The following is a 21,465-nucleotide window of genomic DNA, read 5'->3' on the forward strand; positions in this document are numbered from 1 at the left end:
GCACAGTCCCCGCGGTATTGACTGATTATCAATCAGTCGGCACGCTGGCACGGAACGCAGGAGGTGGGACATGCGGCGGCGGACGGTGTCGGGCGCGCGGGTGCTGCTGACCGGCGCATCCAGCGGGATCGGGCGGGCGCTGGCGGTGCGGCTGGCCGAACGGGGAGCGGTGCTCGCGCTGACCGCCCGGCGCACCGAACTGCTGGACGAGGCGGCCGAGGAAATCGCCGACGCGGGACATCTGCGTCCCCGGGTGCTGCCTGCCGACCTGGCGGTACCCGGTGTCGCCGCGGAACTCGGGCAGCGCGCCCTGGCCACGCTCGGCGGCATCGACCTCCTGATCAACAATGCCGGCGCGAACATGACCGCGGCACAGGCGGTCGCCGCCGACGACGAGCAGGCACGGGCGGTGTTCGAGACGAACCTGTGGACCCCGCTGGCGCTGACCAAGGCGGTACTGCCGGCGATGCGGGCCGCCGGGCGCGGGGTCATCGTCAACACCACCTCGACCGTGCAGGCGATCCCGATCCCCCTGCTCGGCTATTACGCGGCGTCCAAGGCCGCGTTGGCGCGGGCCACCAGTGCACTGCGGCTGGAACTGGCCGGTACCGGGATCCGGGTCGTGGAGGTGGTGCCCGGCAGCACCGACACCGCGCTGCGGGACATCGACGAACTGCCGTGGAAGGGATCGCCGCCACCGACGCTGCCGGCGATCTCGCCGGAGGCGATGGCCGCCGCGATCGTTCGTGCCCTCGAACGCGGCAGGACCAGGGTGGTGCATCCCGGGTACTCGCGGGCACCGCTGGAAGTGCCGGTTGTCGGCCGGCTCGTCGCCGCGCTCGCCGCCACCCGGGTCGACACCCGCCGGATGCTCGACGACGCTGAGCCGGGGACGGATTGGTGCCGCCCGTGAACCCCGTTGCCGCCGGCGGCAACGCCGACACCGACCGTCGCGGGCGGCTCATCGACGCGGCTCGCCTACTGTTCTCCGAGCGTCCCTACGAGAAGGTCACCACGACGGAAATAGCCAGGACCGCCGATGTCGCCTACGGGCTGATCGCACACCACTTCGACAACAAACGCGGCCTGTACCTCGCGGTCATGAAGCAAATCGCCGCGGAAATCACCGCCAACCACCAAAAACCGCCCCGCGGCGATACCCCGCTCGAGCAGCTGCACAGCGCACTGGTCGAGCACATCACCTACATCGACCGCCACGCCTCAGGATTCCTCGCCATCATGCGCGGCGGCCTCGGTGCCGACCCCGACCTCCGCAAGCTCGTCGACGAAACGCGCTGGGCAGGCGCCCTCCGCGTACTGCACGCGACCGGCGTCACGAACCCCCCGGCAACCCTGCGCGCCGCCCTGCGCGGCTGGGTCGGCTACCTCGACGAACTGATGGTCGACCGGATCGAAAACCGCGACCTCGCCATCACCACGCTCGCCGACCTGGCCGCCGCCGCGCTCACCGCCACCTTGCAGAAGGTCACCACCCTCGACCCGCACACCGGCATCGACCCCGCCATCACGAAGGCAATCGCACCCACCACCCGCCGATGACCGCCCATCCCTGCCCTCCGGCACCGACCGACGGTGGCCAGGCCTCGCCCGGTAAGCAGTTCCGGTAGTTGTGACCAGGCCTCGCCCGGTAAGCAGTTCCGGTAGTTGTGACCAGGCCGAGCTGACGGACACTGCTTCAACCGGCTCGAACAGTTCCGCGATCCGGCCACCCGCCCAACGAACCGCCTGCCAACGGGCCCAACTCACCGCCACCGTGCTCCGGCTCCGATGACTTACCGGACAGCTCCTAGTCTCCTCCGCCGGCCCGGCCGAACAGGGCGCTGCCGGACACGGGCTGCTCCAGCCGAACCATCCGTTCCCACCCGCGCCAACGCCACCCGCTCCGACAAGACCACCACCCGCTACCCACGCCACGATCGACCCTGCCGCCCCGCTCCTCCGGCTTCGAGGAAACGTCCTGGCCCCGGTCAGCTCTCCGGGGTGCGGTAGGTGGTGAAGCGCACGGTGCGGTTGAGGCGGAAGCCGAGCTGTTCGTACAGCCGGATCGCGTCGGTGTTCGATGCTGCGGCGTGCAGCAGTGGCTGGTCCCCGCGGCTGCGGATGCCGGTCACGACTGCCTGCACGAGGCGTCCGGCCAGTCCGTGGCCGCGGAAAGCGGGGTCCGTGCACACCGCGCTGACCTCGGTCCATCCCGGCGGTCGCATGCGCTCCCCTGCCATCGCCACGAGCGCACCGCCGCGGCGGATGCCCAGGTAAGTCCCCAGTACCGAAGTGCGCGGCAGAAACGGGCCCGGCCGGGTGCGCGCCACCAGATCGAGCATTTCCGGCACGTCGGCCCCGGTCAGCCGGACGACCTCCGGATCGGCTCCGGGCTCCGCCGCACCGCGTTCGACGAGCGCCGAGCCTTCCATCTGCACCCCTGGCGTTTCCGCCACCACCGTCCAGCCGTCCGGCAGCGGCAGGTCGACTCCGCCCACCACGGTCACCGCGGTGGCCGGGCCCGTCAGGTCCGCGAGGTCCTGCCATACCGCAGCATCCGGCTGGTCCGGCACGGCGTGGAACGGAGAGACGTCCGGCGGGTAGCGCAGCACTTGGCCTTTTCGTTCCGCGAAGGGAGCGTGCGGACCGTCCAGTGCGGCCCATGCCGGGTTGCCGAGAGGCGACCTGATCACTGCGTGCCTGCCGATCGGGATCCGGGAAAAGGGTCGAGAACATCAGAATGCGCTCGTCCGCCGGGGTGCGGCCACCGGCTCTCACATCGTGAACGGGACAACGAGGCACGAACCGGTCCGCAATGACGTTTGACGTCCCGGGCAGCGCCCACTGAGAAGCACGTGCCGAGCAGCGCAGCCGTGGGCAACCAACCGTTCGGCTGCACCTTCCTGCACCGTCCGGACGGGTACGAAATCGATGGTGCCGGCGGGGATCCGCAGGCGATCCCGGGGTGGGCACGCTCGTGTCCACTAAGGACACTCCGGACAGGGCGGATGGTCACCGTGCGCAGTCCGTTCGGCACGGAGTTCGCTCCGGGTTCGTGCGGTGCGCTCGCCGGGGACCGGTCCCGGCGCCCACTCCTAAGCTGGCCCCGAGCGGGCAGAAGGAGCGCATGGTGACAAGGCAGCACGCAGTGGCACGGGCCGGCCCGGTATTGCTGGTGCTGGCGCTGACTGCGTGCGACCCGGCCGACAGCACCGGCGGCGTGGCACCTTCCGCCGACCCGGATCGTCCCGGCTACCAGCAATACGAGGACGGCGGTCCGGTCGGCAGACACATCACCGGACTGCGCCTGTCCGGCCAGATGCAGCTGAAGGTGCAGGCCGGAGCCACGACCTCGGTGCACCGCACCGTCCACTACCAGGACACCGATCCCGGCAGCGGCACCTGGCGGGTGGCCGGTGACGCCGTCGAGCTCAGCGGCTGCACCGTGCCGCGCTGCCTGGTCACCTACGACGTGACCGTCCCTGCGAGCACCGCGCTCAGCGGAGAGCTGAACTCCGGCAACGCGCTGGTTCGCGGCATCGGTCCGGTAGATCTCAGCGCGCGTTCCGGCACCGTCGACATCCAGCAGATTTCCGGTGCGGTCAAGCTCGAAGCCGGTTCGACGGCCGCCAACGTGACCAATGTCGACGGTCCGGTCGACGCAACCGTGGACTCCGGCCAGTTCACTGCGCAGAACGTGCACGGTCCGCTGTCTGTGCACGGCGGTTCCGGCACCGTGGTCGCGCACGGCATCAGCGGCCCTGCCACGTTGGATCTCCGCTCCGCCGAAGTGACGCTGGGCATGGCCAGCGCACAGGATGTGTCCGCCTCGGTCAGTTCCGGCTCGCTCGGGATCACCGTGCCGCAATCGGCGTATCACGTGGTCAGCACCACTGACAGCAGTGAGTTGAACAGTACGGTGCCGGACGATCCGGCCGGCGCGCATCGGATCACGCTCGCCCTGAACTCGGCGTCGGCGAGCCTGGACTTCGGCTAGCCGACGTTCGGCCAACCGGGGTGCGCCGTGCGGGCAATCTGGTGCGGTAGCCGGGTTCCGGTGGCCGACATGGCCCGACGGCCCGGGTCTCCAGGCGAATCGGAGGTGACCACGACGACGACTGTCGCCATCGTCGGAGCCGGGCTCGGCGGACTGGCGCTCGCCCGTGTGCTGCATGTGCAGGGCATCGACTCCGTTGTGTACGAACGTGAATCGTCTCGTACCGCGCGCGGTCAGGGCGGCATGCTCGACATCCAATCCGGACAGCGGGCGTTGCGCGAGGCCGGCCTGATCGGCCGGTTCCACGCGATTGCCCGCCGCGAAGGCCAGGACCTGCGTCTCCTCGACCCGGACGGCACGCTGCTGCTACAGGAGGACACCCCCGACGACGCCCCGGCCGTTCGGCCTGAGCTCGACCGGGCCGATCTGCGCGATCTGTTGCTGGATTCACTCCCCGAAGGCGTGGCGCGCTGGGGACATGCGTACCGCTCCGGCGGCGACGGGGTGCTGCAGTTCGCCGACGGCAGCAGCGCGACGTATGACCTGCTGGTCGGCGCGGAGTCCCGCGTCCGCGCGCTGCTCACCGACGCCCGCCCGGAGCACACCGGCCAGCACGCGTTCGAACTCGGCATTCCCGATATCGACCGCACCCACCCCGATCTGGCGGCGATGGTCGGGCGCGGCAGCTACTGGGCGCGCGGCAACGGACAATCCCTTACCGCGCAACGCAATGGCGACGGTCGCGTACGCGTCTACCTCAGCTTCCACCACACCGCCGAAGACTGGCTTGCCGGCTGGCACGCACAGTTCAGCACGCTGATCGCCGCCTGCGACGGTACCGTCGCGGCGCGATCGATCAGCACTCTCCCGGTCGGCCTGACCTGGCCGCGCCCACCCGGACGACTTCCCCGCCGCCGTCGAGGAGTACGAACGCGAGATGTTCGAACGCACCAGTGCCGCCGGCAGGCATTCCGCGCAAATACAGGAACTCCTGTCGGCACCGGACGCCGGGCGGCGAATGCTCGAGTTCTTCCAGCCCCGCTGAGGGGACGCGCGCGGCGTACCGTGCTCCCTGATCGTCACTGCGGCATTTCTTCGCCTGCTTGACTTCAACCTTGGTTGGAGTCGGAAGATCCCGCACCATGGCGACCGTGGAGATCCGGTGGGCGCCACCCGGCACGGACGCGGACCGCTCGTTGACGCGATACTCGAAGTCCTGCCGCGGCTGATCGCCGGTGAGCCGACCGCGCCGTCCGGGCCAGGAAATTGGCGTACTGACCAATTCCACGCCGACAAAGCCTACGACATACCGGCCATCCGCAGCCGGCTACGCCGAGACGGGCATTATCCCGCGCAACGGAATCGAATCCGCCGAGAAACTCGTCTTGTGCGAATTTCCCGGCGACACGGCACGCACCGGCATCTCGCGATAGTGCAGTCGCCGAGAACCATCAGGTGCGGATGGCGGTCAGGAAGCCGCCGCCGGCCGCCTTCGGGTCGGATCGGCCGTAGGAGTCGGCGAGTGCGGCGCGGTCGTGGGTGTGCACGCACCAGTCGTGTTCAGCCAGCCAGCTCGGCGCGTCGACGCCAAGTCCGCCCCGCCACAACGCGGCGTACTCAGCCATCGCCGGCATCGCGCGGGCCCGCGCCGGCAACGATTCGGCCGCCATCCCGCCCTGCTCGAATGCCAGCCGGCTGCCGGGAGCGGACAGTTCGCTGACTGCCGTGAGCAGCCTGGCGGCTTGCTCGGCGGACAGGTAGACCAGAAGGCCCTCCGCCAGCCACGCGGTCGGCACTGGCTCCCGGAAGCCGGCCGCCACCAACGTCGAGCACCATCTGCCGCGCAGGTCCGCCGGCACGATCACGCGCTCACATCGAGGACCGGCCGCCTGCTCGGCCAACACCAGCTGCTTGAACTCCAGCACCTCCGGCAGATCCACCTCGAACACGCGCACCCCATCCGGCCAGGACAGCCGGAACACCCTGGTGTCCAGGCCTGCGGCCAGCAGCACCACCTGGTGACACCCGGCTGCCGTCGCGGCCAGCAGGTAGTCGTCGAAAAACCGCGTACGCAGCACGCCATGGGCATGGAACACCGTGCCCAACGCTGCCATCGGCCCCCACTCCGCCAGCTCACGCGCCGACACCGGCTCGTCCGGCAGCACGCCCGGCGCGGCGTCCAGAAACGCCTGGGCGTACGGATCGTCGAACAGCCGATCCGGTCGGCGGCTCTCCCGCGCCCGTACTGCCGCCACGCCCAGGGCGGTCTTGCCCACACCGCCCAGCGGTCCCCGCCGGTCCGCCGCCATGGTCACCACTCCTCCCTCGACCTGAGCAATCTTCATCGCCAACGATACATCGTCAGAGATGTTTCGCCAGCGATGTATCCTTGGGGACATGGACGGCGGGCAACTACACCGACTGGGCCGGCGACTCATCGAACTGTCGCGCCAGGCGACCGGCGAACCCGGTGACCTCGCCCTCACGCCGGGAGAAGCCGCCGTCCTGGAAGACGTGCTCACCCATCCGGACAGTTCGGTCAGCGAGATCGCCCAGCGCACCGGCTTCGTGCAAAGCCACGTGTCCGCCTCGGTTGCCCGCCTGGCCCAGCGGGGCGTGCTGGCCACCGGACCCGACCCGGCCGACGGACGCCGCACCCGCGTCCGAGCCGCCGACCAGACCCTGAACGCGATCGGCCGACGGGCCGCCCGCCACATCGACGACACTCTCGCCAACGCGGTCAGCGACCCCGCGACCGCCCGGCGAGCGACCGCCCTGCTGAACGAACTCGCCCAGCTCCTCCTGCCGTAACGCGCACCCCAAACCCGGCAGCCGGAATCTCTGCTGGACGACGCCGATGCCGTCCAGCTGGCGAGAACGTGGAGAACGTGCCACGCAGCATGCGAACCCACCCGAAGCTCGTGCCCTGTTTCGGGCACAAGTTCGTTGCACATCCGGTGCCGTAGCGGATAGACAGGGCGGGTGGAGCTTGACGAACTGCTCGGCCTGCCCGATACGCGGCTGCGCCCGGCGACCCTCGATGATGCGGCGGAACTGCTGGTCCTGCAGCGTTGCTGCTGGATGCAGGAAGCGCTGCTCAACAACACCACGGAAATCCCCGCGCTGCACGAGGATCTGGCCGATCTGCGGGAGTCCATCGGGACCTGGCACGGCTGGGTGGTGCGACAGGGGCCGCGGCTGGTCGGGGCCGTTCGTGCCCGCGAGGAGCACGGCGGGTGGGAGGTCGGCCGGCTGATGGTCGCGCCCGATCTCGCCGGGCGCGGGCTTGGCCGGTTCCTGCTCGCGTACGCGGAGAGCCAGGCGCCGGACACACTACGGCGGTTCACCTTGTTCACCGGTGCGGCGAGCAAGCGCAACATCACCATGTACGAACGCGCGGGCTACCGCATCACGCCGCAGTCCGGCCAAGCCGCCGGGCACATCAAGCATGCGGTGTACCTGGTGAAGGAACGCGCCGGGGCCTGAGGAGGGGTCACAGCTCGTCGAACACCAGCACAGTGTGCGTCGAGAGCACGTCCGGCATGGCTTGCAGGCGCTCGAAAACCAGGTCCCGCAAGCTGTCCGCGTCGCGGGTGCGGACGAACAGGATCAGGTCGTTGTCCCCGGAGACCAGGCCGCCGTGTTCGATTTCCGGGATGTGCTTCAGCGCGGCGCTGACCGTCCGCCAGCTGTTCTGCGTGACCTTCAGGTACACGAACGCGGCCAGCCCCTGTCCGAGCCGTCGCGGGTCGGTGACCGCGGCGTATCCGGTGATCACGCCTTCCCGGTGCAGCCGCTCCACGCGCGTGTAACAGCCCGCGCGCGAGATGTGCGCTCGTTCGGCCAGCGCACGCATCGACGCCCGCCCGTCCGCCTTCAGTTCGGCGATGAGTTTCAGGTCGACCTCGTCGAGGGCCGCCGCCATTCGTCCACCCGGCTCGGGCATCCGCGTCCCTCCGGAGACCAATCGTCCACTACCGAAACCTTCCGACGGCCATCATTCCACACTTGTCTCGCATCCCTGGATACCTGATCGGCGGAGAGCAAGGATCTGCACTACTCGTCTTGGCCGAGCGAAACAGCCAGTGCATCGATGGGAGCTGCCGGTGACCACCACGGAACGCACCGCCGCGTCGTACTTCCTGCCCAGCGACGAACCGCTGGGCCTGGTGTCCCCGGACGGCACCGCGGTCAAGGAGCCCGAGCTGGCCATGCCCGCCGACGACGTGCTGCGGCAACTGCACCGCGGCATGGTCACCGGCCGCCGGTTCGACACGCAGGCGACCGCGCTCACCAAACAGGGCAGGCTGGCGGTGTATCCGTCGGCACGCGGGCAGGAAGCGTGCGAAATCGGTGCCATCCTCGCGCTTCGGCCGCAGGACTGGCTTTTCCCCACCTACCGCGACTCGATGGCGGTGGTCGCCCGCGGCGTCGACCCGGTCGAGGTCCTGACACTCCTTCGCGGCGACTGGCACTGTGGCTACGACCCGTACCGCGCGAACGTCGCGCCGCAGTGCACGCCGCTGGCCACGAACACGCTGCACGCGGTGGGTTTCGCGCACGCTGCGCGCACGAAGGGCGAGGACACCGTCGCGCTTGCGCTACTCGGCGACGGCGCCACCAGTGAAGGCGACACGCACGAAGCGTTGAACTTCGCCGCCGTCTGGAAGGCACCGGTGGTTTTCCTGGTGCAGAACAACGGTTACGCCATCAGCGTCCCGCTCGCGAAGCAGACTGCGGCGCCCTCCTTGGCGCACAAGGGAGTCGGCTACGGCATGCCGTCCGTACTCGTCGACGGCAACGACGCCGCCGCGGTACACGCGGTCGTGGAGCAGGCCGTCGCGCACGCCGCGGCAGGTGACGGTCCGACGCTGATCGAAGCCGTGACATACCGCGTCGAGTCGCACACCAACGCCGACGACGCCACGCGCTACCGCGAGCGCGCCGAAGTGGAGAAGTGGCTCGAGCGCGACCCGATCGCCCGGCTCAAGCGTTATCTCACCGACCGTGCCCTCCTCACCGAACAAGCAGAGCAAGAGATCGACGCGCATGCCGAGCAAGCGGCAGCCGCGTTGCGCGAGCGGATGAACGCCGACGTCGCACTGGACCCGGCCGAGTTGTTCCAGCACGTCTACGCCGAGCCCACCGCCGCGTTGCGGGACCAGGCCGCCGAACTCGCCGCGGAAATCGGGGAACGAGCATGACCGCCACTTTGGACACCACGCTTTCGCTCGCCGGCTCGCTCAATCGCGCGCTGGCCGATGCACTGGCCGAGGACGAGCGGGTGCTGATCTTCGGCGAGGACGTCGGCACGCTCGGCGGGGTTTTCCGGGTGACCGACGGCCTCGCCGAGCGGTTCGGCGAGCACTGGGTGTTCGACTCGCCGCTGGCCGAGGCCGGTATCGTCGGCACCGCGATCGGGATGGCGATGAACGGTCTTCGCCCGGTGGTGGAAATGCAGTTCGACGCGTTCGCCTATCCGGCGTTCGAGCAGATCACCAGCCACCTCGCCAAACTGCGCAACCGCACGAAGGGCAGGGTCGAGCTGCCCGTCGTGATCCGCGTGCCCTACGGCGGCGGGATCGGCGGCGTCGAGCACCACTGCGATTCCTCCGAGGTCTATTACACGCACACCGCGGGGCTGCGAGTCGTCACCCCGGCCACGCCCGGCGACGCCTACACCTTGCTGCGCGAAGCAATCGACTGTCCGGACCCGGTGATCTTTCTGGAGCCGAAGCGGCGTTACTGGGAGAAGGGCGCGGTCGACACCACGCAGCCGTCGCCTGGCCTCGACCGTGCCGTGGTCCGGCGCGAAGGCAGCGACGTCACGCTGATCTCCTACGGCGGCGCGCTGGGCACCACGCTCGAAGCCGCCGAAGCTGCGAAGGAAGAGGATTACGACGCCGAGGTGATCGACCTGCGCAGTCTCGCGCCGTTCGATCTGGCGACCGTCGCCGCGTCCGTACGCCGCACCGGGCGCGCGGTCGTGGTGCAGGAAGCGAGCCGGTTCTGCGGGTACGGCGCGGAGGTCGCGGCCCAGCTTTCCGAGGCCTGCTTCCACTACCTGGAGGCGCCGGTCCTGCGCGTCGGCGGCTTCGACATCCCTTACCCGGCACCGAATCTGGAACGCCACCACCTGCCGGACGTGGACCGGGTCCTGGACGCGATCGATCGGCTGCAGTGGGACGACAGCGCCCCGCTGCGCGACGGGGAGGCGTGATGGCCGTCTTCAAACTGCCCGATCTCGGCGAGGGTCTCACCGAGGCGGAAATCGTCGCCTGGCACGTCGCGGCAGGCGACACCGTGGCGGTGGACCAGACCGTGGTGGAGGTCGAAACGGCCAAGGCGAGCGTCGAGGTCCCGGTTCCGTTCGCCGGTCGCGTCGCGACGCTGCACGGCGCGGCCGGTGACGTGCTCACCGTCGGCAGCCCGCTGATCACCGTGGAGGCGGCCGCCGACTTCACCGAACCCGGCGTCGTGACGCCGGAGGGCAGCGGAAACGTGCTGATCGGCTATGGCACCGGCACCACGCAGACCCGCCGCAACCGCCGTTCCCGCAGCGGGCGGCGACCGTCCGCACCGGCCACCACCCGACCGTCCGATTCGGACCGGGTGCGGGTGGTTTCCCCGCTGGTGCGCAGGCTTGCCCGGGAGTCCGGAGTGGACCTGCACGCGCTGCCGGGCACCGGCACCGGCGGTATCGTCAGCCGGGCGGACGTGGAACGCGCCATCGCCCGAAGCGCCGGGAAGCCCGCCGACGAGCAGCGGATTCCGTTGCGGGGGATGCGGAAGACGGTGGCGGACAAGCTCACCCGTTCGCGTCGGGAGATTCCCGAGGCGACCGTGTGGGTGGACGCCGACGCCACCGAACTCCTGCAGTTGCGATCCGCGCTCAACGCCGATCCCGCTGCGCCGAAGATCGGCCTGCTCGCCCTGCTGGCCCGGTTCACCGTGGCGGGCCTGCAGCGTTTCCCCGAGCTGAACGCGCATCTCGACGGCGACGAAATCGTGCTCTCGCCGGTGATCAACCTCGGTTTCGCCGCGCAGACCGACCGTGGCCTGATGGTCCCGGTGGTCCGCGACGCGCACACCCACACCGTCGAAGGTCTGTCCGCGGCGCTGGCCGAACGTACCGAACAGGCAAGGGCGGGCAGGCTGACCCCCGCGGAGCTGACCGGCGGCACCTTCACCGTGAACAACTACGGCGTGTTCGGAGTGGACGGTTCGGCGGCCATCATCAACCATCCGGAGGTGGCGATCCTCGGCATCGGCCGGATCGTCGACCGGCCGTGGATCGTCGGCGGCGAGGTGCGCGCACGCAAGATCACCGAGCTGACGCTGGCCTTCGACCACCGGGTGTGCGACGGCGGTGTGGCGGGCGGGTTCCTCCGCTTCATCGCCGACTGCGTGGAGAACCCGCTGCGCCTGCTGCGGAACCTGTGACGCTCAGTGCGCTGCGGGCTGGTACTCGCCGGGCACGCCGCGGGTGGTGACGCCGAACCGGTTCCACGCGTTGATCACCGTGATCGCGGCGATCACGTGGGCCAGCTCGGTTTCGTCGAACTCCGCGGCGGCCCGTGCGTAGACCTCGTCCGGCACGAACCCGTCGGTGAGCACCGTGACGGCTTCGGTCAGCTCCAGCGCGGCAACCTCCTTGGCGGTGTAGAAGTGCTTCGACTCCTCCCACGCGGACAGCTGCACGATGCGCTCCACCGATTCGCCTGCGGCCAGCGCATCCTTCGTGTGCATGTCGAGGCAGAACGCGCAGTGGTTGATCTGTGACGCGCGGATCTTGATCAGTTCCAGCAGCGTCGGGTCGATACCGCGGCGGACCGAGGCGTCGAGCCGGATCATCGCCTTGTAGGCCTCCGGCGCGAGCTCGGCGAGGTTGAGGCGGGGCCGGTGGGCAGGGAGTCGTTCTCCGATCGTGGTCATGGTTTCGACGCTACCGCCGACCGGCCCCCTGCTATGGTCCATTTCCGTGCGCGATCAGTGGGCCACTTCGCCCGGCGACGACCTGCACCTCGACCTCCGCGGGCCACGGCTGCGCGAAGGCCTGATGGAAGCACTGCGTGACGCCATCCGTACCGGACGGCTCACGCCAGGGGCGAAACTGCCGTCCAGCCGCACGCTCGGCGCGGATCTCGGCATCGCACGCAATACCGTGGCGCAAGCGTATGCGGAGCTGGTGGCCGAAGGCTGGCTCACCGCACGGCAAGGCGCGGCGACCCGGGTCGCGACCCGCGCCACGACCGCACCGGCTACCACCGCGCCGATGCCGGTCCTGCGGCACCGGCACGTGCACGATCTCCGTTCCGGGCTGCCGGACGTGTCCGCGTTCCCCCGTGCCGAGTGGACGAAGGCGACCCGCCGGGCACTGGCCGCAGCACCCGACGACGCGTTCGGCTTCCCGAACGCGCGCGGCAGGCCGGAGCTGCTGACCGAACTGGCCGGCTACCTCGCGCGCACCCGGGGAGTGCGCGCGCAGCCGGATCAGATCGTGGTCTGCTCCGGGGTCACGCACGGCCTGCTGCTGCTCGCCGAGGTGCTGAAACGCCGTGGTAACCCGGAAATCGCGGTCGAGGCGTACGGCTTGCGCGCGCACCGGGACCGGCTCGCCGACGCCGGGATTCGCACGCCTGCGGTCCCGGTCGACGCCGAGGGAGCCGTGGTCGACCAGCTCCCCGGCGCGGGCGCGGTACTGCTCACGCCGTCGCACCAGTTCCCCACCGGCGTCGCACTGCACCCGGACCGGCGGGTGACCGTCGTCGATTGGGCCCGCCGCACCGGCGGATTGGTCCTCGAGGACGACTACGACGGGGAATTCCGCTACGACCGCAGCCCGGTCGGCGCACTGCAGGGCCTCGATCCGGAGCATGTCGGATATCTGGGCACCGCCAGCAAAGCACTGACCCCGGGGCTGCGGCTGGGCTGGCTGGTGCTGCCGCCGCGGATCGCGCACGCGGTCGCCGAGGTGAAGGGCGAGTTCGACCTGCACGCCAGCACTCTCGACCAGCTCACCATGGCCGCGTTCATCTCGTCCGGCGCCTACGACCGGCACATCCGCGCGATGCGGCTGCGTTACCGGCGCCGCCGTGACCAGCTGGTCGCCGCGCTGGCCGAGCACTCCCCGAGTGCACGGGTGACCGGCCTGTCGGCAGGACTGCACGTGCTCGTGGAACTGCCTTCGGGCAACGAAAGCGCGGTCGTGCAGGGCTCGGCGTGGCAGGACCTGGCGGTGCACGGCCTCGCCGCGTTCCGGCATCCGGCAGCCGAGGCAGACCGCGACGCACTGGTCATCGGGTACGGCACCCCTTCGGCCAGCGCATGGTCCGGTGCACTGACCGCACTGTGCCGGGTACTCCCCTGAGCAGACTTGCGTATCACGCACAGTTTGCGCGTCACGCAAGTTTCGCCTAGGGTCGGGGTCATGCCCGAACGTCCCAGCCTGCGCGAGCGGCGCCGCCAGGAAACCCGCCGGGCCATTTCCTGGGCGGCGGTCAAGCTCGTCGTCGAACGCGGGCTGGGGAACGTGACCATCGACGACATCGCCGACGAGGCGGGCGTTTCGCCGCGCACGGTGAACAACTACTTCTCCAGCAAAGCCGAGGCGATCGCCGCGCGGCAGCACGACCGCGCGCACGACATCGCGGACCGCCTGCGAGCCCGCCCGGCCGGCGAACCGCTGTGGGAAGCGTTACAGCAGGCCGTGTTCGCCCAGTGCCGCGACAGCGCGGCCGACGAGCACGGCACGCCGGATCCACAGTGGAAAGAGGGGGTCCGGCTGATGGTCACCGAACCCGCACTGCACGGCGAGCTGCTCAAAGCCGGGGCAGCCACCGAACAGGCGCTGACCCAGGCGATCGCCGACCGCATCGGCGCCGACGCCGAACGCGACCTGCGGCCACTGCTGATCGCCGCGACCGTCGGCGGAGCACTTCGCACCGCCGTGCAGCACTGGCTGCGCACCGACCCACCGATTCCACTCGAAACCTTGCTGCACCAGGCATTCGACCAGCTTGCCGAGGTGCTGCCCTGACTCCGTAGGGGGAATACCATGCCCGAAGTCGTGATTGCCGGTGGCGGGCCGAACGGCCTGCTGCTCGCCGCCGAACTGTGCCTCGCCGGGGTACGGCCGATCTTGCTCGAACGCGAGCCCGGCGACAAGAACGAGCGCCGCGCCAACGGCCTCGTGGGCCAGGTCGTGCCACTGCTGCACCGCCGGGGCCTCTACTCGCGGCTCGCCGACGAGAGCGAGCCGCGCCCCGTACCGTCCTACATCTTCGGCGGATTCCGGCTCGACCTCGCCGATCTCGCGGACAGTCCGGTGTACGTGCTGCCGAAGCCACAGCGTGAACTGGAGCGTGTGCTCGTCGAACACGCCACCGCACTGGGTGCCGAGATCCGCCGTGGCCACGAGGTCACCGGGTTCTCTTCGGCCGCGGATTCGGTGACCGTGCAGGTGAGCGGCCCGGACGGCCCGTACCAGCTCAACGCCGAGTACCTGGTGGGCGCGGACGGCGGGCGCAGCACGGTGCGCAAACTCGCCGGCATCGGCTTTCCCGGCGTCACCCGCGACGACAGCGTGTCCTACAGCGCGCAGGTCCGGATTCCGCCGGAGCTGCTCGACCCGGCCACCGGCGGGCTGCGGCTTTCGACCGGGGTGATCCCGCCGTTCCAGCACTACCGCACGGAAACCGGGGTGTTCGCCTACGCCCCGTTCGACCCTGCGGTGCCGGGGGTGAGCACGATGGAACGCGGCGTGCCCGCACCGCCGGACGACGTTGCGCCGACGCTGGACGACGTGCGCGCGAGCATCCGCAGGGTGCTCGGCACCGATCTGCCGTTCGAACCGCCCGCCGGCGCCGGGCCGTTCCAGCTGCGCCGGCTCAACAGCGGCAACACCCGCATCGCGGACACCTATCGGGCCGGCCGCGTGCTCCTGCTCGGCGACGCGGCACACGTGCACTCCGCGATCGGCGGTCCCGGGCTGAACCTCGGCCTGCAGGACGCGGTGAACCTGGCGTGGAAGCTCGCCGCCGAGGTGCACGGCTGGGCTCCGCCGGGACTGCTCGACAGCTACGAGGCCGAGCGCCGTCCGGTCAGCCGGAGGGTGGTCATGCACACCCAGGCGCAGGGTGCGCTCACCGCGCCCGGCCCCGAAGTCACCGAACTGCGGGTGCTGTTCGGCGAGCTGATGGAGCACGACGTCGTCCGCGAGCACCTCGCGAACCTGCTCTCCGGCGCCGATGTCCGCTACGGCGAAGACGCGCATCCGCTCACCGGCCGCTGGTACCCGGATCTGGCGCTCGCCGACCCGGAACCGCTGGCTGCCGCCCAGCGCGCCGCGCGTCCGGTACTGCTCGACCTGACCCCCGGCGCGAAACTGTCCACCGCCGCGTTGCCCTGGCAGGATCGCGTGACGACGGTGTCCACCACCGCGACCGGCGAGGCTCCCACCGCGTTGCTGATCCGGCCGGACGGTTACCTCGCCTGGGCTTCCTCGGACGAGACACCGGACGTCGACGCGCTGCGGTCGGCATTGACCCGGTGGTTCGGCGCCGGAGTCACGACCGCAGCCGCGTGAGCGCCACGTGCACCCGTGCTTTCGCGGGCAGCGTGCCGTCGGCGTGGACCAGCTCCCTCGTGGCGGCTCTGAACGCGGCTTGCAATCCGGCCGTCTGCCTCTCGTCGAGGGAATCCATCTGGTAGTAGGTGTCGCAGCAGGTCTGCCACACCTGCTCCGGTGGGCCGGACACGTCGATCAGCACCTCGTGCCACTCCACCGGCGCGAAGCCGGCCGGGCCCAGCAGCTCGTCGAGACCTTCGCGGGTACGGGTGCGCGGATCGCCGGTGGTGGGCACGCGCCGCTCCGGCGGCACCACGGCGAACAGCGGCCGCGCGACCTTCGGGAACACCGCCAGCGCGTCGGCGCCGGGCCCGCCGACACCGATCGCGAACGTGCCGCCGGGAGCGAGCACCCGCGCCGTCTGGGCGACGACCTGTTCGACGTCGGACATCAGCATCAGCGCCATGAACGACACGACGGCATCGAACCCGTCGTCCGCGAACGGCAGTTCCTGCGCCCGCCCGGCGCGCAGGTCCGCACCGGCGAGCCCAGGCCGGTCCTGCGCGAGCTCCACCTGCCGTTGCGAGAGGTCGATGCCCGCCATCGTCCGCGCACCACGGGCGGCGAGTACCGCGAGCAGCGCGCCGTCCCCGCATCCGAGGTCGAGCACGCGCCGGGCGTCGCCGACCCGGTCGGCGAAGACCTCGTACACCGCGCGGTCGTCACCCACCACACGCCCGCGCCCGGCCAGGTCGGAGGCCGCGGCCGGATGCCGGTCGTGATAGTCGCGCAGGAACACTTCGGCGGGCGTGGTCATGCCCGCGACCGTAGCGCGATCCGGCACGGCAGCAGACGCGTTTTTGCGATGTTGATCAGTGTCGGCGCCGGGTGTCCCGCACCACCGGCGGAATCCTGGTACCCCTGGTCCCATGGACGGAGAGACGCTGCTCGGCATCGACGTCGGCACCACTGCGGTCAAGGTTGCCGCGTTCTCGCCCGGCGGGCGGGAACTGGCCGCGCACGCGGTGCCGTACCCGATCACCCGGCCGCGGCCCGGTTGGGCGGAGCAGGATCCGGAGCAGTGGTGGCAGGCCACCAGCACCGCGCTGCGGACCGTCCTTTCCGGACTCCCCGCGGGCTCGGTACGGGCGGCCGGCATCGTCAGCCAGGTCAACACCCATCTGCTGGCCGACGCCGGGCTGAACCCGTTGACCCCGGCGGTGATCTGGCAGGACCAGCGGTGTGCGGAGATCGCCGCGGAGCTGGACGCGCGGTTCACCGAAGCGGACAAGCACCGCATCTGGGGTGGGCCGGTGACGTTGGACGCTTCGTTCGCCGCGGCCCGCGCCGCATGGTTCGCCCGCGAGCAGCCACAGCTGTGGGCACGGGCGCGATGGCTGTTGAGCCCCAAGGACTTCATCGGTGCGCGGCTCACCGGGAGAGTGGCCACGGATGTGCTGTCCGGGGTCCGGATCGCCGGTGCGCACGGCTATCTGCCGGAGGCAGTCACGCTCGTGGACGGACTGGGTGACCGGTTGCCAGAGCTGCTCGCCCCGGAGGAACCGCTCGGCCGCTCCGTGGAGCTCGGCGACGCACCGGTGGTGGTGGGGACCATGGACGCGTTCGGCGCCGTCTTCGGCACGCGCACCACGGAACCGGGCCGTGCGATGGTGTCGTGCGGGACTTCCCTGGTCGTGGCCGCGGCTTCACGGCGTAACGAGCGGGCACGCGGGTTGGTGGCTTTCCCGCCGCGCGGCGACGTGGTGGTGCACGCCGGGCCGACGCAGGCCGCGGGCGATGCAGTGCGGTGGTGGAGCCGGGTGTCCGGGCTGGACGTGCCGGATGTGTTTGCTTCGGCGGCCGAAGGTTCCGCCGGGGTGGTGTTCACGCCGTACCTGGAAGGCGAGCGCGCGCCGTTGTGGGATGCCGACGTACGGGGCAGCTTCCTCGGCCTCAACTCGTCGACGACTACGGCGGACCTTTCGCGCGCCGTGCTCACCGGTGTCGCGTTCTCCGCGCGGCACGTGCTCGAAACCGTCGAGAAGGCTTGTGGGGAACTGCCGTCGGTCACGTTCTCCGGCGGTGGTGGGCGTAGCGACCTATGGACCCAACTGCACGCCGATGTCCTCGGACGGCCTGTCGAACGTCTTCGCGTGCTGGACAGTGCCGCGTTGGGGGCAGCGTTACTGGGTTCCGTCGGCGCAGGGTTGCAACCCGACGTCGAGACCGCCGCGGCTGCGGCAGTACAGGTCGAACAGGTCTTCAAACCCACAGCGGAGCTGACGCCGCTGTACGAGGCGTACCGCGAGTCGTACGACGGTCTCGCGCGCGTACACGAACTGCTGGCACGACGGTGATCTAATGGACCGATGGAGACCCTTCGCTACGGTGCCGAACCAAGCCAGTTCGTCGAACTCCACGGAAACGCACCGGGCAACGGCACCGCGATCCTGCTGCACGGAGGCTGGTGGCGCGCCCGGCACGACCTGCACCAGCTGGACGCGATGGCGGCGGACCTGGTCGGCGCGGGCTGGCACGTGGTCAACGTCGAGTACCGCCGGATCGACGGTGACACCGGCGGCTGGCCACAGACCCTCGAAGACGTACTGGCCGCGATCCGCGCACTGACGCCGGGCACCCCGTCCGTCGCGATCGGCCACTCCGCAGGCGGGCACCTAGCCCTGCTGGCCGCAAAATCGGCCGGCCTTTCCGGAGTCGTCGCGCTGGCCCCGGTCACCGACGTCCCCCGCAGCGCGACCGAGGAACTGGGCGAAGGCGCAGCCCGGCTGTTCCTCCCCGGCGAAGACGACGCGGCGTCCCCGGTCCGCCGGCTGCCGATCGGCTGCCCGCAGCTGGTCGTGCACGGTGTTGCGGACTCCCGGGTGCCGGTGGCCCACAGCCGCGACTACGCGGCGGCGGCCCGCGCCGCAGGCGACCCGGTGGACTACGCGGAACTGCCCGGGGAGGACCACTTCGGCCTGATCGACCCGGCCGGCGAACCGTGGCAGCTCGTCCGCCGCTGGCTCGGACAGCGGTTCAGCTGACCACGTCGGTCCGGACGAAGCGGTGTCCGCCGGCGTTCCCGAGGGAAACCGCCGTCACCCGGGACGGATCGCCGAACCGTACAGATTCGCGCCGGCACGGGCGGCCTGTTCGGCCACCACCCCGGCCCCACGACCAGGCGTGCCTGCTGCCCCGCCGGGAGGCCGGTCACGGCGGCGTTCATCCCCACCCAGCCTGCCGCGGGCACGATGCTCGCGGTCAGCCGGACCTCGCCACTGCGGCGACGGGATTCCGCCCGGCCCCGCCGCACGGCGAGCTACCGGGCCGAGCGGCCCGGCGCGCAACCCGTAGCACGAACGGGATTTCACCGTGCCGGGCGGAATACCCAGGTACTCGGCGGCCTCAGCCGGACGCGCCTCCCCTGCCCTGACCCGGTCGATCACCGGGTTGCGCACCACGGTGCGCAGCCGGCTGCGCACCGAAGCCCGGCCGTTGACCAGGCTGTCCGGGCTGCGCCACGCACGGACCAGCGCCTCCTGCACCACGACCTCGGCCGCGGCGCGATCACCGAGCAGACGCGTGGCGGCCACGGCCCGGTCAGCCCGCCGGCCCGCTGCCTGCGACCACGGTGACCGATGCCTGCGCCCCGCCCAGCCCGGCGAGGGTGATCTTCAGCTGGTCCCCGGGGTGGTGCCGGTCCATGATCGCGACCAGCGTGGCCGCGGAGCCGACCGGTTCGTCGTTCACCGAGACCACGAGCAGGTCCGCCTCGAGCCCTGCCTTCGCCGCCGGGCTGCCCGCGACCAGCGATTTGATCAGTGCGCCGGACCCGTTGGCGCCGTCGTTCACGGTCAGCCCCACGAACGCACTGGGTCCGATGTGGACGGTGCCGGACTCCTTGCCGTCGACGATCTGCCGCGCGATGTCCGCGGCAGGGGTGATCGGGATGGCGAAACCCTCGTGCGGACGCTCGCCCGCGTCGAACTCGTACCCCGCACCGGCCGCGGTGTCCACGCCGATCACCCGCCCCGCCGGATCGGCAAGCGGCCCGCCGGAATAGCCGGACAGGATGTCCGCGTCGGTCTGGATCAGGCCCTGCAGGGTCTCCCCGGCACCGGTGTTCTCGTCGTAGGCGGTGATCGACCGGCCGAGCCCGGTCACCCTGCCCACCGCCGAGGACGGTGCGGCACCGGTGCCGACCGCGTTGCCGACCGCGAGCACCTGGTCGGCCGGTTTGACCTGGCCCGAATCGCCCAGCGTCGCGGGAGTCAGCCCGTCGGCACCGGAGAGCTTGAGCACGGCGAGATCGTGCGCGCGGTCGTAGCCGAGCACGGAAGCGTCGTAGCTCCGTCCGCCGGACAGCGTCGCCTTGACCACGACGGAGCCCTCGACCACGTGGTTGTTGGTCAGCACCACGCCGTCCGGGCTCAGCACGATCCCGGTACCCGAAGCGACCTCGCCGCCAAGCCCGACCGTCGCGTCGATGCTCGCCACACCCGGCCGCACTTTCCGGTACGCCGCGCCGACATCGAACGGCGGACCCGCTGCTTTCGGCGGCGGCGGACCCGGGCGCGTCGCGTAGTGCGTGACGGTGAATCCGGCCAGCACCAGCAGCACGACCAGACCGGCGGCCAGTCCGAGCGGACGCCAACGTCGCCACAGCGGCGGCGCGGGTTCGGGGACCGGTTCCGGCAACGGATCCGCCACCGGGGCCGGGGGTGCCTGCGGGCCGGGCCAGGGTGCGCCGAGCGGCGCGTTCGGGTGGTCGCTCATCTTCGGTTGTCCTGCTGCTCCTGTCGCGGGCCTGCAGTGCACGGGGTTCGCGCGCCAGCGTGGTCTCGCCCACCCGATCGGGGAACGCCACTGCCGTGCGCGCTGCACTGTGGGTAGGTTCGGGGTTGATCTTGCCGCAAGGCTCGTTCACCAGGTCGGCGAACGCCGGTGCCGGGCACTGGGATCACCGTCCCGGCAAGCCGGCCATCCGGTCGTCGGGAGTGCGGCGCACACCGCCTCCCGGCGGCCGCATACCGTCCACTATGGACGCCATGGTCCGCGCCGGTCGCCATGGACGTCACGCCGCGCTCGCGCCGGGGCCGGTGGGCACCAGCGGGCTCGTCGGGGCACCCGGCCGCCGGGCCACCGCCACCAGGCCGCGTCTGCGCAGCCGGTCCACCGCCTGGGTCTCCCACGGCGGCACCCGGCCGCCACCGGACCACAGGTAGCACTCGGCGGCCCCGACCAACCCGTTGTGGACCACCACCAAGCCGCGCCGGACGTCCTCGAGCGCGCGCACGTCCTCTTCCACGAGCGCCACGGCGACTCCTTCCGTCCACCCCATGGTGAGCCGCGCGGGCGCGCAGGCACAGCCGGTAGCGCACGTCAGGGGTGTCCGGGGGAAACAGGGGCGCCCGGAATGCCACCTTCTGGCAGGATTCGCGCGCCGGGAGCCGGCACGATCGCGTGCGGCGAGTCCGGTTCCGAGGCCGAGAACCCGATCGAGGCGGACGCTGCGGTGTTCGCGCACGACGCTGTACCGCAGGCCGGACGCCCGCGCACCGACTCGGCGCCAGGAAGGACCGCAACGGCACGGAGCACGGCCTGGGTCACCGGCCCCGCGGGCCGGGCACCGGCGGCGAGCGGGCAGGTCACGATGTGCACTCGGGCGAGAAGGAAAGCTGCGGACCGAGATGCCGACCTCGGTGGGATAACCTCGTCGGGTTCGTGGTTCCGACTGGCGGGGTGAAGTTTCGAGTGTCCAATCCCTTGGTTGCACCGGTGCAGGATTCGACGACGGCGGTGTCGGGGGTTCCGCTGCTGGAGGACGCGACGGGACTCAAAGACGCGATCGAGAACAAGGACTGGGCAGCGGTCGCGATCGGCGCGGTCGGCACCGCAC

Annotated in this window: 21 protein-coding genes and 1 pseudogene; 14 read left to right on the top strand and 8 right to left on the bottom strand. The window is 70.8% G+C overall.

The window, feature by feature from the left end; genetic code table 11:
* The first annotated feature begins 70 nt into the window (after positions 1 to 70).
* Both ABD793_RS17170 and ABD793_RS17175 read left to right on the top strand, forming a co-directional pair.
* Entirely contained in the window at positions 71 to 913 is an 843-nt protein-coding gene (locus tag ABD793_RS17170; protein ID WP_344861001.1) for an SDR family NAD(P)-dependent oxidoreductase, read from the top strand.
* Entirely contained in the window at positions 910 to 1,560 is a 651-nt protein-coding gene (locus ABD793_RS17175; RefSeq protein ID WP_344861003.1) for a TetR/AcrR family transcriptional regulator, read from the top strand. Before ABD793_RS17170 ends, ABD793_RS17175 begins: the two co-directional genes overlap by 4 nt.
* Before the next feature lie 428 nt (positions 1,561 to 1,988).
* On the opposite strand, the gene ABD793_RS17180 is transcribed toward ABD793_RS17175, so the two are convergent.
* Positions 1,989 to 2,690 (bottom strand): GNAT family N-acetyltransferase, encoded by a 702-nt coding sequence (locus ABD793_RS17180; protein ID WP_344861059.1) that lies wholly within the window; start codon positions 2,688 to 2,690, stop codon positions 1,989 to 1,991.
* Between the two features lie 437 nt (positions 2,691 to 3,127).
* Here ABD793_RS17180 and ABD793_RS17185 point away from each other — a divergent pair, with 437 nt between their 5' ends.
* Together ABD793_RS17185 and ABD793_RS17190 are read left to right on the top strand one after the other, a co-directional pair.
* The gene (locus ABD793_RS17185; protein WP_344861006.1) at positions 3,128 to 3,997 is read left to right on the top strand and encodes a DUF4097 family beta strand repeat-containing protein; all 870 of its coding nucleotides are present in this window, start codon (positions 3,128 to 3,130) and stop codon (positions 3,995 to 3,997) included.
* 69 nt (positions 3,998 to 4,066) lie between these two features.
* A pseudogene (locus tag ABD793_RS17190) lies at positions 4,067 to 5,042 on the top strand (FAD-dependent monooxygenase).
* 406 nt (positions 5,043 to 5,448) lie between these two features.
* Here ABD793_RS17190 and ABD793_RS17195 read toward each other — a convergent pair.
* Entirely contained in the window at positions 5,449 to 6,342 is an 894-nt protein-coding gene (locus ABD793_RS17195) for an SAM-dependent methyltransferase (RefSeq protein WP_344861008.1), read from the bottom strand.
* 52 nt (positions 6,343 to 6,394) lie between these two features.
* Here ABD793_RS17195 and ABD793_RS17200 point away from each other — a divergent pair, with 52 nt between their 5' ends.
* Complete coding sequence (locus tag ABD793_RS17200) at positions 6,395 to 6,808, top strand: MarR family winged helix-turn-helix transcriptional regulator (protein ID WP_344861010.1); 414 nt, start codon at positions 6,395 to 6,397, stop codon at positions 6,806 to 6,808.
* 171 nt (positions 6,809 to 6,979) lie between these two features.
* Positions 6,980 to 7,483 carry a GNAT family N-acetyltransferase gene (locus tag ABD793_RS17205; RefSeq protein WP_344861012.1) on the top strand — a complete coding sequence of 168 codons (504 nt, stop codon included), beginning with the start codon at positions 6,980 to 6,982 and terminating at the stop codon, positions 7,481 to 7,483.
* A 7-nt stretch (positions 7,484 to 7,490) separates the two neighbouring features.
* On the opposite strand, the gene ABD793_RS17210 is transcribed toward ABD793_RS17205, so the two are convergent.
* Positions 7,491 to 7,922: an Lrp/AsnC family transcriptional regulator gene (locus tag ABD793_RS17210; RefSeq protein ID WP_344861014.1), complete on the bottom strand. Its 432-nt coding sequence runs from the start codon at positions 7,920 to 7,922 to the stop codon at positions 7,491 to 7,493.
* Positions 7,923 to 8,103: 181 nt separating this feature from the next.
* Here ABD793_RS17210 and pdhA point away from each other — a divergent pair, with 181 nt between their 5' ends.
* Genes pdhA through ABD793_RS17225 form a run of 3 tightly spaced genes read left to right on the top strand, consistent with a single transcriptional unit; the run spans position 8,104 to position 11,440 of the window.
* The gene (gene pdhA, locus ABD793_RS17215; protein WP_344861018.1) at positions 8,104 to 9,201 is read left to right on the top strand and encodes a pyruvate dehydrogenase (acetyl-transferring) E1 component subunit alpha; all 1,098 of its coding nucleotides are present in this window, start codon (positions 8,104 to 8,106) and stop codon (positions 9,199 to 9,201) included.
* The gene (locus ABD793_RS17220; RefSeq protein WP_344861021.1) at positions 9,198 to 10,217 is read left to right on the top strand and encodes an alpha-ketoacid dehydrogenase subunit beta; all 1,020 of its coding nucleotides are present in this window, start codon (positions 9,198 to 9,200) and stop codon (positions 10,215 to 10,217) included. The genes pdhA and ABD793_RS17220 overlap by 4 nt, the downstream gene beginning before the upstream one ends.
* Entirely contained in the window at positions 10,217 to 11,440 is a 1,224-nt protein-coding gene (locus ABD793_RS17225) for a dihydrolipoamide acetyltransferase family protein (RefSeq protein WP_344861024.1), read from the top strand. The genes ABD793_RS17220 and ABD793_RS17225 overlap by 1 nt, the downstream gene beginning before the upstream one ends.
* Positions 11,441 to 11,443: 3 nt before the next feature.
* Here the strand turns inward: ABD793_RS17225 and ABD793_RS17230 are convergent, their stop codons facing one another.
* Positions 11,444 to 11,932 carry a carboxymuconolactone decarboxylase family protein gene (locus ABD793_RS17230; protein WP_344861026.1) on the bottom strand — a complete coding sequence of 163 codons (489 nt, stop codon included), beginning with the start codon at positions 11,930 to 11,932 and terminating at the stop codon, positions 11,444 to 11,446.
* Between the two features lie 46 nt (positions 11,933 to 11,978).
* Between ABD793_RS17230 and pdxR the strand changes: the two genes are divergently transcribed.
* The 3 genes from pdxR to ABD793_RS17245 are packed head-to-tail and all read left to right on the top strand — an operon-like array spanning position 11,979 to position 15,584.
* Complete coding sequence (pdxR, locus tag ABD793_RS17235) at positions 11,979 to 13,367, top strand: MocR-like pyridoxine biosynthesis transcription factor PdxR (RefSeq protein WP_344861028.1); 1,389 nt, start codon at positions 11,979 to 11,981, stop codon at positions 13,365 to 13,367.
* Between the two features lie 60 nt (positions 13,368 to 13,427).
* Positions 13,428 to 14,036 (top strand): acyl-CoA-like ligand-binding transcription factor, encoded by a 609-nt coding sequence (locus tag ABD793_RS17240; protein ID WP_344861030.1) that lies wholly within the window; start codon positions 13,428 to 13,430, stop codon positions 14,034 to 14,036.
* A gap of 18 nt (positions 14,037 to 14,054) precedes the next feature.
* Positions 14,055 to 15,584 (top strand): FAD-dependent monooxygenase, encoded by a 1,530-nt coding sequence (locus ABD793_RS17245; protein ID WP_344861031.1) that lies wholly within the window; start codon positions 14,055 to 14,057, stop codon positions 15,582 to 15,584.
* Here the strand turns inward: ABD793_RS17245 and ABD793_RS17250 are convergent.
* Entirely contained in the window at positions 15,565 to 16,383 is an 819-nt protein-coding gene (locus tag ABD793_RS17250; protein ID WP_344861033.1) for a class I SAM-dependent methyltransferase, read from the bottom strand. The genes ABD793_RS17245 and ABD793_RS17250 overlap by 20 nt on opposite strands.
* A 112-nt stretch (positions 16,384 to 16,495) precedes the next feature.
* Here ABD793_RS17250 and ABD793_RS17255 point away from each other — a divergent pair, with 112 nt between their 5' ends.
* On the top strand, positions 16,496 to 17,923 hold the full coding sequence (locus tag ABD793_RS17255; RefSeq protein ID WP_344861034.1) for a xylulokinase: 1,428 nt from the start codon (positions 16,496 to 16,498) through the stop codon (positions 17,921 to 17,923).
* 12 nt (positions 17,924 to 17,935) lie between these two features.
* Positions 17,936 to 18,610 carry an alpha/beta hydrolase family protein gene (locus ABD793_RS17260; protein WP_344861036.1) on the top strand — a complete coding sequence of 225 codons (675 nt, stop codon included), beginning with the start codon at positions 17,936 to 17,938 and terminating at the stop codon, positions 18,608 to 18,610.
* 54 nt (positions 18,611 to 18,664) lie between these two features.
* Here ABD793_RS17260 and ABD793_RS42705 read toward each other — a convergent pair whose 3' ends face one another.
* From ABD793_RS42705 to ABD793_RS17275, 3 genes are all read right to left on the bottom strand, one after another.
* On the bottom strand, positions 18,665 to 19,159 hold the full coding sequence (locus ABD793_RS42705; protein ID WP_425548711.1) for a sigma factor: 495 nt from the start codon (positions 19,157 to 19,159) through the stop codon (positions 18,665 to 18,667).
* A gap of 7 nt (positions 19,160 to 19,166) precedes the next feature.
* Positions 19,167 to 20,342, bottom strand: a complete 1,176-nt coding sequence (locus ABD793_RS17270; RefSeq protein ID WP_344861038.1) for a S1C family serine protease — start codon at positions 20,340 to 20,342, stop codon at positions 19,167 to 19,169.
* Positions 20,343 to 20,640: 298 nt separating this feature from the next.
* A complete protein-coding gene (locus tag ABD793_RS17275; RefSeq protein ID WP_344861040.1) occupies positions 20,641 to 20,883 on the bottom strand; it encodes a hypothetical protein in 243 nt (80 codons plus the stop codon).
* Positions 20,884 to 21,465 lie beyond the last annotated feature (582 nt).

Origin of the sequence: Amycolatopsis ultiminotia (genome assembly GCF_039536925.1) — a bacterium.
GTDB lineage: Bacteria > Actinomycetota > Actinomycetes > Mycobacteriales > Pseudonocardiaceae > Amycolatopsis > Amycolatopsis ultiminotia.